Origin of the sequence: Streptomyces sp. NPDC001728 (genome assembly GCF_040297565.1) — a bacterium.
Taxonomy (GTDB): Bacteria; Actinomycetota; Actinomycetes; order Streptomycetales; family Streptomycetaceae; genus Streptomyces.
In genome coordinates, this window is the sequence record NZ_JBEOZK010000027.1 from 1 (window position 1) to 11,927 (window position 11,927).

The following is an 11,927-nucleotide window of genomic DNA, read 5'->3' on the forward strand; positions in this document are numbered from 1 at the left end:
ATCGACCGGGCTACCTACAAGGCCACCATCAGCATCAGCATGCTCACGACCGACCCTTGACGCCCCGGCCCCGCCCTTAACTGAACGGCGTTGGTTCTAGCCCGCCTCTCGGGTGAGGGCGCACTCCGCCCACACCGTCTTCCCCGGCGCCCCGGCCCTCGGGCACCAGCCCCAGCGGTCGGCGAGCGCGTCGACGAGCAGCAACCCCCGCCCCCCGTCCGTCAGTTCCGGACCGGGGCCGGGGAGCGTCCCGGGCCGGGGCGGTACGCGCTCCGCCCGGGTGTCGCTCACCTCGATCCGCGCGACCGGCGCGCTCCCCTCCGTGACGCGCAGCGAGACGCGGAAGTCCCGCCCCGGCACGTGCCCGTGCCGCACCGCGTTCGTCGCCAGCTCGGCGGCGACCAGCACGACCGTCTCGTGCGCCCCGGTCCCGTACGGGACACCCCACTCGTCCAGTCGTACGGCCACGAGCCGCCGGGCCAGCCGGGCACCCCGGGGCGTCGAGGTGAACCGCATGCTGAAAAGCCTGCTCTCCAAGTAAGGCGAGGCACCGGAGAGTTGGGTGGTGGCGGTGGGGCTGAGGTTGTTGCTCGTCATGGCTCCCACGCTCCTCTTGGTGGCGTAGCGTGACCAGTGGTGACGCACCGACGCGAAGGCCTTGTACGTGGGGTGTCGGTGCCGGTACGAGAGGCGGGGCGCGTGGCGGAGGAAGGGCCTGAGGCCGAGGTGGCGGACGCCGGTCATTCGGCGGACAAGTCCGGACAGGGCGTGGTGGCGGCGTTCGGGCAGAGCCTGAAGACACTGAGGGTGCGGGCGGGGATGGAGCGGGAGGAGTTCGGCAAGAGGCTGGGCTACTCGGCGTCGACCATCGCCTCGTGCGAGCAGGGCAGGAGGATCCCGCCGCCGCGCGCGATCGACCGGTCCGATGAGGTGCTGGACGCGGGCGGACTGCTGATGGTGTGGAAGGACCAGCTGGAGCGGGCGCAGTACCCGGCGTTCTTCCAGGGGATGGCGCTGTTGGAGAAGCGGGCCGTGGAACTGCTGGCTTACGACACCTTGGTGGGCAACGGCCTGCTCCAGACCGAGGAGTACATGCGGGCGCTCTTCGGCAACAGGCGTCCGCTGTTCGACGCGGAGGCGCTTGAGCAGCGCGTGACCGCCCGACTGGCCAGGCAGGACATCTTCGACCGGCGCCCCGAGCCGCTGCTGAGCTTCGTCATGTGCGAGTCGGTCCTGAGGCGGAAGTTCGGCGGCAGCGAGGTGCTGCGCGGACAGCTGGAACAGTTCCTCCTGGTCGGTCGACGGAGGAATGTCGAACTCCAGGTCATGCCGCTCGACTGCGAGGACAACTCCGGTGTGGACGGACCGTTTTCCGTCATCACTCGTGAGGACGGAAAGAGGTTCGTCTACTCCGAAGCCCAGGGTGCCAGCGCCCTGGAGACCGATCCCAAGCAGGCCGTCCTGGCCGCCGCCCGCTATGGGATCATCCGGGCACAGGCTCTCACCCCGCGAGAGTCGTTGGCGTACATCGAAAAATTGCTGGGAGAGCTATGAACAACACGGAATCCCTCGCCTGGTTCAAGAGCAGCTACAGCGGTGGCGAGGGCGGCCAGTGCGTCGAGGTCGCGACCGGCGCGGGAGCCGTGCACGTCCGGGACTCCAAGGACGTGTCCCGTCCGGCCCTCCGGCTCTCGCGTGACGCGTGGGCCGGGTTCGTCGGGCTCGCCTCGGCGGAGTAGTACAGCCGCCGTCTGTACACGCCGCGCGGTCAGTCGTCGGCCCCCGCCGCCTCCTTGAGGACCGGGAAGCGGCGGGGATCGGGGTGTCTGTGAGCGTGCGGCACTTGACTCAGAGCGCGACGTTCACGGCGGGCAGCTTCCTTCGGAGTCCGCGCTTATCCAGCGGTGGGGCGTGGCGTGGGACACCGCATGACGGGCGGTCCGGCACCTGCGTGAGCTTGGGTACGTCTACACGGTGTCGCAGCGGGGAACGTACGTGCGAGACCGCAGCGGCAAGGACGAGGGCCAGGACGACGCGTAACCCCGCCCGCGCGCCCATGAGGAAGAGCGTGCGAACGGCGTGATGGCGGTCGGGTCCCGCTCAGTGTTCGCGTGGCTGGACAGGGGTCCGGGTGGCAGCGGTGCGCCACGACGACAAGCCCCGGCAGGCAGGCGCAGAGAGCCCGAAGAACGCCCCGCACCAGGCACACCACGGCAACTCGTTCTCCGGATCGGTGGAGCACTCGGATTCACAACGGGGGCACTTCGGCACGGGGCCTGCTCTCAGGCATTCACGTCGTACTCGCCGGCCTTCACAGCGGCCGTCAGGTCCGCCCACTGCGCCGCCGTCATCGTGACGACGGTGTCCGGCCGGTCGCTGTCGCGCAAGGTGACGATTCCCGGAACGTTGGTCGCGACCTCGGGGCAGTTGTTCACGCGGGCGTCACGGCAAACGGCCGTCTTGACGAAGGAGAATTCCGGCTGTCGCGTCATGGTGCGTGTCCTTTCGGCGGAACGAGTGGGGAATCGGTCCCCGGACCGGTCCTGCGTGCCCGTCCCTTCCGTACGCATCGGCGTCAGCACGCAAGGGACGGGAGTCTGTGCGGCACACGTGCCTCCGACCAGTGATTGCCGTGCTCGTACCTGGGGCACGCGTAGAGGCCGTTCACGCCGCGAACACGGCACCTGCATCGCTGACAGTCCTGCTCGGTGATCACGCTGCCGATCACTGGCCCCCGCAACGGCACGGGTACGGATGGGTACGCAGCGCTGCCGTATCCGGACCGGACGGGATGCGGACGACCCCGGAGCGGGTGTCGACAGCTCCTCCGTACCGAGTCCACCAGCCCTCGGATGAAGCCGCATACGGCCCGTCGGGGTCGCTGATCGGGCCGATTGGACTGATCGGCTTCGGGGTGGTCACCGCGAGGCCCCGCGCTCTGTGCCGTTAAGGTCCTCGCAGTCCAGGTGCCGGTAGGTGACGGTCTGCGAGCCGGACCCCGCGCCGAGGGTGGCCCGGCGGCACGGCTCCGACAAGGTGATCGGCTGCTCGCACCTGACGCAGCGGTGACCGCTCGGCACGTACGTCGTGTACTCGTCCCTGTTGGTGTCGACCGCAGTCTTCGCCGCCATGACGCCGCTCCCTCGCTCAGCCTGTGATGGGTAGAGCGTCGCCGTCCAGGGGGTGAGCTTCTAGCCGGTTTCCCGTTGCCGCAAAAGCTCGTCCCGGGTACGGGTGATCAGGGCACGCATGTCGTCGCCATCAAGGGCATGAGCGGCGAATCCGTCGAACTTCGCGACGTACAGAGCGACGTCCCGCGGGTCCGTGACGATCACCTCGGCGTGGACGGTCTCCACGGTCACGGCCCTGTCGTCCCGGATGACGAAGGCGTGATTGGGGATGTCGTGCTTCGGGCCGGCCAACGGCACCACCCGCAGATCCACGTGAGGGATGCGCGACACGGAGACGAGCCGGTCCAACTGTCCCGCCATGACCAGCGGGGGCACGATGAGCCACGACAGCACCGGTTCCGTGATCACGAAGCGCAGAGTCTTGCTGTCGTCGTAGAGGACTTCCTGCCGCTCGATCCTTGCGCTCACGGTCTCCCTCACCGTGGCCTCCGTCAGGCCCTTGTGGCGGGACAGGATCGCCCGCATGTACTCCGGGGTCTGGAAGAGGCCGGGCACCAGCGCGGGCTGGAACAGTCGCAGTGTGCGCATGTCAGCGTCGACGGCCTTGAGCTTCCGCTGTGCCTTGTGCAGCCCCGCGCGCTGGATCAGCCGCCACGCCTTGGCATCGGTGGCGACGGCACGGGCCGCGTCCATGTACTCGGCCTTGACCTGGCCGGAAACGCCGATCGCGGTAAGGATGCGTTCGACGTCGTCGGCGCTGGGACTCAGCTTCCCCGTCTCGATCTTGCTGAACTTGCTCTGCGACATGACAGCACCACGGGCGACCACCTTCGCCTCCTTGCCAGAGGCGTCACGTAGTGCCCGCAGTGCCGCGCCGAGCTCCGAACGGTTCACGCCTCGTGCTTCGCCCACCAGTCGGCGAACGGAACGGCGTGTGCCAGAGCCGTATCCCGGTACGTGACGTACTCGGGGCACCGGTCGTCGGACAGCACGTCGGCCCCGAGGAACCCGCCCTCGCCGTCGTACCGCATGGGGGCGGCGGTGGTGGAGTCGAACAGCCAGAAGTCCCCGATGCTCGGCGGCAGCGGGCTCGGCTGCTCGGTCACGTCCAGGATGTAGAACTCCTCGCCGGCCGTGGCGTTCGTGACGTAGCCCCATCCGAGTTCGAAGCGCAGATACGGGGTGAGGGGCCGGGCCAGAACATGCACCCGGTACATCCTCCGCCCGGCGGAGGTGTGCGCCCGGACGTCGGCGAGCCAGTCGGCGTTGTAGTCGACGGGCGTGGGCTGCCCGTCCAGGAACAGCCGGTACGCGTCCACACTGCCGGAGCGGCTGTAGTCGGCGAGGGTCTCCAGCCGGAACGCCTCCCGCTGGAACGAGCCGAAGAGGTCCCCGAGGGTCTTAGTCACTGAGCTGGTCTCCGAACGCCTCTCGGATCAGCTCCATGGGGATCTCCACCAGGGTTTCGTGATCGGGAATCGAGAGCCCGTGATCCTTGGGCGTCTCGCCCTGTACGAGGATCGTTCCCCTGTCCGTCTTGTAGAGGGTGGGACAGTCGGACATATCGCACGTCGTGGCGAGCCTGGTCACCTTCATGCACGTTCCCCTTCCCGGAGTTCCTTGTCCTGTCTGATCGTTACGCTGCACTGCTGTGCGCAGCAAGGGGTTCCAGTTTCCAAGACGGGAAACCGGGCGACACGCCCCGCGCGAAAGCTCCGATCAGCCATGCGAGTTTCCTCCCTGCCGCTCAGTTGGCGGACGGGGCGGGGGTCCCCGCGGGCAGTTGGAGCGCCTGCTCCTGATCGGCCAGCGGCGGAACGTCGAGCTCCAGGTCATGCCCACCGACTGCGACGACAACGTGGGCGTGAACGGCCCGTTCACGGTCGTCACGCGCAAGGACGGCAAGAAGTTCCTGTATGTCGAGGCGCAGAACACCAGCTCGTTGGTGACCGACCCGGAGCAGACCGTTCTCGCCGCCGCGCGCTATGGGATCATCCGGTCACAGGCTCTCAGTCCGCGAGAGTCGCTTGCGTTCATCGAGAAGTTGCTGGGAGAGCTATGAACACCGCCGAGCCCCTCGCCTGGTTCAAGAGCAGCTACAGCGGAACTGAGGGCGGCCAGTGCGTCGAGGTCGCGACCGGCGCGGGAGCCGTGCACGTCCGGGACTCCAAGGACGTGTCCCGTCCGGCCCTCCGGCTCTCGCGTGACGCGTGGGCCGGGTTCGTCGGGCTCGCCTCGGCGGAGTAGTACAGCCGCCGTCTGTACGCGTGTGAGCCCTGCCCGTCCAAGCCGGACGACGGGCAGGGCTCTCGTTTCACCCTGCTGCGGCATGCCGCAGCATCAAGGTGGTCATGCTGTGATGTGGAAAGCCCCGAACCCGCCCTCGCCGCTTCGGATCTGCACGTGGTGATGTGCTGTGCGATGTGCACCTTCACCTGTACGCGGTGCTGAGCTGCACTGTTGATGGGGAGTCGAACCCCAGCGTTGCTCTTCACGCGCCAGGAGTGGGCTGGAAACCGCCAGCCCTCGGTGTGTGCACGCCTCCGAAGCCGCTACCTGCTCCACATCGTCGCGATCTGCTGGACTGCTCAGTCCAGCAGATCGACCTCCCAGTTCGTGCGCTGGATCCGCACATCGACCTCGCGGATCTCCCGGGCGAGTACATCCGCCCGACCGCGCAGTTCCGCGACCGGAAGCGCGGAGAGCATCATCAGCTCGGACCGAAGCTGCCGGCCGTATCCGCGCTCGCCGTTACCCGCCGCCGCGTCCGCCGCCGCGGTGACCACGGAGTGACGCAACCGCAGGACGTCCCGGCGTGCGAGGGCATCGGTGAGGGTGCCGTCCGGACTCATCTCCACGGTGGCGTTGGTCCGGTTGATCCGCCGGATCAACGATTCCAGAGCGTCCAGCACCTCGCCGGCCTCAGCCAACAGCTGAGCCGCGTCCTCGGCGGGTGTCTCCCCTTCCTGGTACCGCGCACTGCTGACGACGCGCGCTCGTAGTTGTTCCACACGGCGCGTCGCTTCCGCACGTTCTGCCAATGCCTCAGCAAGCTTCACTGTCGCCACCTCCGTCTCCATGAGCTCGCGCGATTGTATGGGTGTGAACCAGCTCATACGCAATTGGATTTTGCTCCACCGGAGCCCTGACCAGCGGCTGGAGTGAGAGCGGACGGCTGCTCGGAGTGCCACCAAAGCCTGCCTCAGGCGTTGGCTTCTTCGCTGCGGTCGGCCCCCGCCGCCTCCTTGAGGACCGGGAAGCGGCGGGGTGCCAGGGTCAGCAGGACCACGAGGGCGAGGGCCGCCGCGCCCGCCGCGCCGATGAAGACGTAGTCGACCGCCGCGTCGACCGCGTGCCGCAGGCCGTCCAGCGCCCCGGCCGTCAGGGAGCCGGGGTCGTCGAGCGCGCGGGCCAGGGTGTCCAGGTCGCCGCCGCCGAGGCGGGCGGCGAGGACACCGTTGGCGACGGCGCCGAAGACGGCCGCGCCCACGCTCTGGCCGACCTGCCGGCAGAACAGCACCGACGCGGTGGTCGTGCCCCTCTCCTCGTACGGGACCGTCGACTGGACGCCCACGATCAGCGGCAGTTGGAAGAGGCCCAGGGCCGCGCCCAGGAGCAGCATGATCAGTGCCGGCTGCCAGGGTTCCCCGGGGAACGGCAGGAACGGGAAGGCGAGCAGCAGGAGCAGGGCGAGTGAGATGCCGATGACGGCGGTGAGGCGGAAGCCGATCCGGCCGTAGATCCGGTTCGAGAACGCCGCGCTGATGGGCCAGCTCAGGGTCATCACCGAGAGGACGAACCCGGCGGCTATCGGGCCGAGGCCCAGGACGGACTGGGCGTACGTCGGCAGGAAGACCGTCGGCGCGACCATGAGCAGGCCGAGCGCGCCGAGGGCGAGGTTGACGGCGGATATCGTGCGGCGGCGCCAGACCCAGCCGGGGATGATCGGTTCGGCGGCGCGCCGCTCGACGTACACCGTGACCGCGCCGAGGACGGCCGCTCCGGCCAGGAGGCCGAGGGAGGGCGCCGAGAGCCAGGGCCAGGCGACGCCGCCCTGGACGAGCGCGGTGAGCAGCAGTGCCCCGGTCGCGAAGATCGCGAGGGCTCCGGCCCAGTCGATCCGTACGCGGGTGCCGGGGGTGCCGGGGGTGCCGGGGGTGCCGGGGGCGCGGGGGGCCGACCGCTCCGGTTCGTGCAGGTGCCGGACGATCATCCACAGGGCGACGAACCCGACCGGCAGGTTGATCAGGAAGATCCAGCGCCAGTCGGCGTAACCCGCGAGGAGGCCGCCGGCGGCGGGGCCCGCCACCGAGGAAGCGGCCCACACGGAGGACAGCTTGGCCTGGATCTTGGGGCGCTCCTTGAGCGGGTAGAGGTCGGCGGCGATCGTCTGGATGGTGCCCTGGAGCGCGCCGCCGCCGAGGCCCTGGACGACGCGGAAGGCGATGAGCGAAGCCATGTTCCAGGCGCCCGCGCACAGCAGGGAGCCGATGAGGAAGAGGACGACGCCGGTGATGAGGACCGGCTTGCGGCCGAAGGTGTCGCTGAGCTTCCCGTACACGGGGAGGGTGACGGTCACGGCGAGCAGATAGCCGGAGAACAGCCAGGAGAAGACGGAGAGTCCGCCGAGGTCGCCCACGATCTGGGGGACGGCGGTGGAGACGATCGTGCCGTCGATGGCGGCGAGCCCCATGCCGAGCATCAGGGCGACCACTACGGGTCCGCGGCGGGGGGCTGGGGTGGTCGGGCCCGCTGTCGCGACCCCCTTCACGTACGGCTCCGTCACCGCGGCATTCCTTTCTTCGTACACCTAAATGTGCGGGGTCAGGGTCCCACCAGGACCACAGGCGGAGGAACCCCTAGGGGCATCTCCCCCATACGGGCCAGGGGCCGTTCGTCCCGGCGGAGGAGGTGAAGTGCCGTACCGGCTTCTTAACTTGAACTTACAAAGCCACCCGCTGCTTCACGCCATCGCTAGGAGAAAATCGTGACCACGGCTGTGACCATCCCCAGGCACGGGGGTACTGAAGGGAGCACGGCCGTCGCCGCGCGGGCGCGTCAGGTCGTCAAGTCGTACGGCTCCGGGGAGACCCGGGTCGTCGCACTGGACTCCGTCGACGTCGACATCGCCCGCGGCCGGTTCACCGCGATCATGGGGCCCTCCGGCTCCGGCAAGTCGACCCTGATGCACTGCCTCGCCGGGCTCGACACCGTCACCAGCGGGCAGATCTTCCTCGACGAGACCGAGATCACCGGCCTCAAGGACAAGAAGCTGACACAGCTGCGCCGGGACCGGATCGGCTTCATCTTCCAGGCGTTCAACCTGTTGCCGACCCTGAGCGCGATCGAGAACATCACGCTCCCGATGGACATCGCCGGGCGGAAGCCGGACGCCGAGTGGCTGCGCCGGGTCGTCGACACCGTCGGCCTCTCCGAGCGGCTCAAGCACCGCCCGAACGAGCTCTCCGGCGGCCAGCAGCAGCGCGTCGCCGTGGCCCGCGCGCTCGCCGCCCGGCCCGAGATCATCTTCGGTGACGAGCCGACCGGAAACCTCGACTCCCGGGCCGGCGCCGAGGTCCTCGGCTTCCTCCGTACGTCCGTGGACGAGCTGGGCCAGACGATCGTCATGGTCACCCACGACCCGGTCGCCGCCTCCTACGCGGACCGGGTCCTCTACCTCGCCGACGGCCGGATCGTGGACGAGATGCTGCGGCCCACCGCCGACGCCGTCCTCGACCGCATGAAGGACTTCGACGCACGCGGGCGGACCTCATGAGCGTCATGAAGACCTCGCTGCGCAACTTCTTCGCGCACAAGGGCAGGATGGCGCTGTCCGCCGTCGCCGTCCTCCTCTCCGTCGCCTTCGTCAGTGGGACCCTGGTCTTCACCGACACCATGAACACGACGTTCGACAAGCTCTTCGCGTCGACGGCGTCCGACGTCACCGTCAGCCCCAAGGCCTCCTCCGACGGCGACACCCCGCGGACCGGCCGCCCCGAGTCCCTCCCCGCCTCGCTCGTCGAGCAGGTCAGGAAGGTCGACGGCGTCCAGTCCGTGCAGGGCGCGGTCGTCTCGACCGGCGTCACCGTCGTCGACGCGAAGAACAAGAACGTCGGGCCCACCGGCGGCGCCCCGACCATCGCCGTCAACTGGAGCCCCAACGAGCTGCGTTCGGTGGAGATCGCCTCCGGCCACGAGCCGCGCGGCCCCACCGAGGTCGTCGTCGACAGCGCCGCCGCCGAGAAGCACGGCCTCAAGCTCGGCGACACGCTGCGCACGATCTCCGTCACCGGTGACTTCACCGCGAAGATCTCCGGCATCGCCGAGTTCAAGGTCACCAACCCGGGCGCCACCGTCGTCTACTTCGACACCGCCACCGCTCAGCGCGAACTCCTCGGCAAGAAAGGCCTGTTCACCCAGATCGCGGCCGACGCGAAGCCCGGTGTCAGCGACGACGTCCTGAAGCGGGACATCGCCGCCGCGATCGGCGGCGGCTACAAGCTCCAGACCGCCGCCGAGGCCGCCGACGCGGGCCGCGAGGACGTCGCCGGCTTCCTCGACGTCATGAAGTACGCGATGCTCGGCTTCGCCGGGATCGCCTTCCTCGTCGGCATCTTCCTCATCGTCAACACCTTCTCCATGCTGGTCGCCCAGCGCACCCGCGAGATCGGCCTCATGCGGGCGATCGGCTCCAGCCGCAAGCAGGTGAACCGTTCCGTCCTCGTCGAGGCGCTGCTCCTCGGCCTCGTCGGCTCGGTCGCCGGTGTCGCCGCCGGCGTCGGCCTCGCCGTCGGCCTCATGAACCTCATGTCCTCGATGGGCATGGAACTCTCCACCCGCGACCTCACCGTCAAGTGGACGACCCCGGCCGTCGGCCTCCTGCTCGGCATCGTCGTCACCGTCCTCGCCGCGTACATCCCGGCCCGCCGCGCCGGGAAGGTCTCCCCGATGGCCGCCCTCCGCGACGCGGGCACCCCCGCCGACGGCAGGGCGGGCCGGGTGCGGGGCGGCATCGGCCTGGCCATGACGGCCGCCGGAGCGGCGGCGCTGTTCGCCGCGGCCCGCGCCGACGAGGCCGGTCCCGGCTCTCTCTGGCTCGGCCTCGGCGTCGTCCTCACCCTGCTCGGCTTCGTCGTCGTCGGCCCGCTCCTCGCGGGCGCCGTCGTCCGCGCCCTGGGCGTCGTCGTCCTGCGGATCTTCGGCCCGGTCGGCCGGATGGCCGAGCGGAACGCGCTGCGCAACCCGCGCCGCACCGGCGCCACCGCCGCCGCCCTGATGATCGGCCTCGCGCTCGTCGCCGGCCTGTCGGTGGTCGGCTCCTCGATGGTCGCCTCGGCCACGGACGAACTGGACCGGTCCGTCGGCGCCGACTTCATCGTGCAGTCCGGTACGGGGCAGCCGATCGTGCCGCAGGCCGCCGCCGCGATGGAGAAGGCGCCGGGCCTGGACCACGTCACCGAGTACCGGCGGGTCGACGCCACCGTCACCGACCCGCGCGGGAGGACCACGACCGCCGATCTGGCCGCCACCGAACCGTCGTACACGAAGGACCTGCGCCGCGAGACCACGGCCGGCACCCTCGCCGACGCGTACGGCAAGGGCGCGATGTCCGTCGGCAGCGACTACGCCACCCAGCACGGGGTGAAGGTCGGCGACGTGCTGACCCTCGCCTTCAAGGGCGGCGAGAAGGCGAAGCTGAAGGTCGCGGCGATCACCGCGGACACCGGGCAGGTCGACAAGGGGGCGATGTACATCAACGTCTCCACCCTCGCCGAGAACGTCCCCGCCGAGCGGATGCCGCAGAGCCTGCTGATCCTCGCCAGCGCGAAGGACGGCCAGGAGACCCAGGCCTACCAGGCGCTCAAGGACGCGCTCGCGCCGTACCCGCAGTACAAGGTCAGCAACCAGGCGGACTACAAGAAGGAACTCCAGGACCAGGTCGGCCAGCTGCTCAACATCGTGTACGGGCTCCTCGCCCTGGCGATCGTCGTCGCGGTGCTCGGCGTCGTGAACACCCTGGCGCTCTCCGTGGTCGAGCGGACCCGCGAGATCGGCCTCATGCGGGCCATCGGCCTCTCCCGCCGCCAGCTGCGCCGCATGATCCGCCTGGAGTCGGTGGTCATCGCCCTCTTCGGCGCGCTGCTCGGCCTCGGCCTGGGCATGGGCTGGGGCACGTCCGCCCAGAAGCTCCTGGCGCTGCAGGGCCTCGGCGTCCTGGAGATCCCCTGGCCGACGATCCTGGTGGTCTTCATCGGCTCGGCCTTCGTGGGCCTCTTCGCCGCCCTCGTCCCGGCGTTCCGGGCGGGCCGGATGAACGTACTGAACGCGATCGCCAGCGAGTAGGCGTCCAGAACGCGATCGTGAGCGGGTGACGGTCGCGGGACGGAACGGGGGAGCACGGCCCCGGTGGACCCTGCCAGGTCCACCGGGGCCGTCGTGCCGCTCCGGAGCCCGTCGTGCTGCTCCGGGGCGTCGTGCCGCTCCGGAGCCCGTCGTGCCGCTCCGGAAGGTCACTCGTCGTCCCCGAAGGCCTCGTCGAAGCCCTCGGGGAGATCGTCGAAGTCGTCGGACGCGGGGATACGGCCCTTGAGCGTGCCGTGATCGCCCCGGCGGGGCCTGCCGGCCGGCGGGACCACCTTCGCGACCGGTTCGCCGGACCTGCTGATGATCACCTCCTCGCCGGTGGCGACCGCTTCCAGGATCTTGGAGAAGTGGATCTGCGCGTCTTGGGCGCTGTACTGCCGGGCTGCTTCCATAGCGGCCTCTCACAGTGGGGAGGGCTCAGAGCCGGGTGTG

General features: G+C 69.6%; 14 protein-coding genes and 1 pseudogene. 6 read left to right on the forward strand and 9 right to left on the reverse strand.

Going from position 1 to position 11,927, the window contains the following annotated elements:
• Positions 1-96: 96 nt before the first annotated feature.
• Complete coding sequence (locus ABT154_RS30160; protein WP_351861000.1) at positions 97-597, reverse strand: ATP-binding protein; 501 nt, start codon at positions 595-597, stop codon at positions 97-99.
• A 102-nt stretch (positions 598-699) separates the two neighbouring features.
• Here ABT154_RS30160 and ABT154_RS30165 point away from each other — a divergent pair, with 102 nt between their 5' ends.
• Both ABT154_RS30165 and ABT154_RS30170 read left to right on the forward strand, forming a co-directional pair.
• Positions 700-1,554 (forward strand): helix-turn-helix domain-containing protein, encoded by an 855-nt coding sequence (locus ABT154_RS30165; protein WP_351861002.1) that lies wholly within the window; start codon positions 700-702, stop codon positions 1,552-1,554.
• Positions 1,551-1,739: a DUF397 domain-containing protein gene (locus tag ABT154_RS30170; protein WP_351861004.1), complete on the forward strand. Its 189-nt coding sequence runs from the start codon at positions 1,551-1,553 to the stop codon at positions 1,737-1,739. The genes ABT154_RS30165 and ABT154_RS30170 overlap by 4 nt, the downstream gene beginning before the upstream one ends.
• A gap of 543 nt (positions 1,740-2,282) precedes the next feature.
• On the opposite strand, the gene ABT154_RS30175 is transcribed toward ABT154_RS30170, so the two are convergent.
• The 5 genes from ABT154_RS30175 to ABT154_RS30195 form a co-directional block, all read right to left on the reverse strand.
• The gene (locus ABT154_RS30175) at positions 2,283-2,492 is read right to left on the reverse strand and encodes a DUF397 domain-containing protein (RefSeq protein WP_351861006.1); all 210 of its coding nucleotides are present in this window, start codon (positions 2,490-2,492) and stop codon (positions 2,283-2,285) included.
• A gap of 426 nt (positions 2,493-2,918) precedes the next feature.
• Positions 2,919-3,131: a hypothetical protein gene (locus tag ABT154_RS30180; protein WP_351861008.1), complete on the reverse strand. Its 213-nt coding sequence runs from the start codon at positions 3,129-3,131 to the stop codon at positions 2,919-2,921.
• A 60-nt stretch (positions 3,132-3,191) separates the two neighbouring features.
• On the reverse strand, positions 3,192-4,025 hold the full coding sequence (locus ABT154_RS30185; protein ID WP_351861010.1) for a helix-turn-helix domain-containing protein: 834 nt from the start codon (positions 4,023-4,025) through the stop codon (positions 3,192-3,194).
• On the reverse strand, positions 4,022-4,540 hold the full coding sequence (locus tag ABT154_RS30190) for a DUF6879 family protein (protein WP_351861012.1): 519 nt from the start codon (positions 4,538-4,540) through the stop codon (positions 4,022-4,024). The genes ABT154_RS30185 and ABT154_RS30190 overlap by 4 nt, the downstream gene beginning before the upstream one ends.
• A complete protein-coding gene (locus ABT154_RS30195; protein WP_351861014.1) occupies positions 4,533-4,727 on the reverse strand; it encodes a hypothetical protein in 195 nt (64 codons plus the stop codon). The genes ABT154_RS30190 and ABT154_RS30195 overlap by 8 nt, the downstream gene beginning before the upstream one ends.
• Before the next feature lie 178 nt (positions 4,728-4,905).
• Here ABT154_RS30195 and ABT154_RS30200 point away from each other — a divergent pair.
• Together ABT154_RS30200 and ABT154_RS30205 are read left to right on the forward strand one after the other, a co-directional pair.
• Positions 4,906-5,193, forward strand: a pseudogene (locus ABT154_RS30200) (Scr1 family TA system antitoxin-like transcriptional regulator); the annotation flags it as partial.
• Complete coding sequence (locus ABT154_RS30205; RefSeq protein WP_351861016.1) at positions 5,190-5,378, forward strand: DUF397 domain-containing protein; 189 nt, start codon at positions 5,190-5,192, stop codon at positions 5,376-5,378. The pseudogene ABT154_RS30200 and the gene ABT154_RS30205, both read left to right, overlap by 4 nt.
• Before the next feature lie 341 nt (positions 5,379-5,719).
• Here the strand turns inward: ABT154_RS30205 and ABT154_RS30210 are convergent, their stop codons facing one another.
• On the reverse strand, positions 5,720-6,190 hold the full coding sequence (locus ABT154_RS30210; RefSeq protein ID WP_351861149.1) for a DIP1984 family protein: 471 nt from the start codon (positions 6,188-6,190) through the stop codon (positions 5,720-5,722).
• Between the two features lie 143 nt (positions 6,191-6,333).
• Positions 6,334-7,917 (reverse strand): MFS transporter, encoded by a 1,584-nt coding sequence (locus ABT154_RS30215; protein WP_351861017.1) that lies wholly within the window; start codon positions 7,915-7,917, stop codon positions 6,334-6,336.
• 201 nt (positions 7,918-8,118) lie between these two features.
• On the opposite strand from ABT154_RS30215, the gene ABT154_RS30220 reads away from it, so the two are divergent.
• Positions 8,119-8,907: an ABC transporter ATP-binding protein gene (locus ABT154_RS30220; RefSeq protein ID WP_351861019.1), complete on the forward strand. Its 789-nt coding sequence runs from the start codon at positions 8,119-8,121 to the stop codon at positions 8,905-8,907.
• On the forward strand, positions 8,904-11,474 hold the full coding sequence (locus tag ABT154_RS30225) for an ABC transporter permease (RefSeq protein WP_351861021.1): 2,571 nt from the start codon (positions 8,904-8,906) through the stop codon (positions 11,472-11,474). The genes ABT154_RS30220 and ABT154_RS30225 overlap by 4 nt, the downstream gene beginning before the upstream one ends.
• 167 nt (positions 11,475-11,641) lie before the next feature.
• Here the strand turns inward: ABT154_RS30225 and ABT154_RS30230 are convergent, their stop codons facing one another.
• Positions 11,642-11,887: a type II toxin-antitoxin system Phd/YefM family antitoxin gene (locus ABT154_RS30230; RefSeq protein ID WP_351861023.1), complete on the reverse strand. Its 246-nt coding sequence runs from the start codon at positions 11,885-11,887 to the stop codon at positions 11,642-11,644.
• Between the last annotated feature and the right edge of the window lie 40 nt (positions 11,888-11,927).

Coding starts and splice junctions, on each gene's coding strand:
- ABT154_RS30175 (WP_351861006.1), bottom strand. CDS start 2,492: ATGACGCGACAGCCGGAATTCTCCTTCGTCAAGACGGCCGTTTGCCGT.
- ABT154_RS30160 (WP_351861000.1), bottom strand. CDS start 597: ATGACGAGCAACAACCTCAGCCCCACCGCCACCACCCAACTCTCCGGT.
- ABT154_RS30195 (WP_351861014.1), bottom strand. CDS start 4,727: ATGAAGGTGACCAGGCTCGCCACGACGTGCGATATGTCCGACTGTCCC.
- ABT154_RS30230 (WP_351861023.1), bottom strand. CDS start 11,887: ATGGAAGCAGCCCGGCAGTACAGCGCCCAAGACGCGCAGATCCACTTC.
- ABT154_RS30205 (WP_351861016.1), top strand. CDS start 5,190: ATGAACACCGCCGAGCCCCTCGCCTGGTTCAAGAGCAGCTACAGCGGA.
- ABT154_RS30170 (WP_351861004.1), top strand. CDS start 1,551: ATGAACAACACGGAATCCCTCGCCTGGTTCAAGAGCAGCTACAGCGGT.
- ABT154_RS30180 (WP_351861008.1), bottom strand. CDS start 3,131: ATGGCGGCGAAGACTGCGGTCGACACCAACAGGGACGAGTACACGACG.
- ABT154_RS30225 (WP_351861021.1), top strand. CDS start 8,904: ATGAGCGTCATGAAGACCTCGCTGCGCAACTTCTTCGCGCACAAGGGC.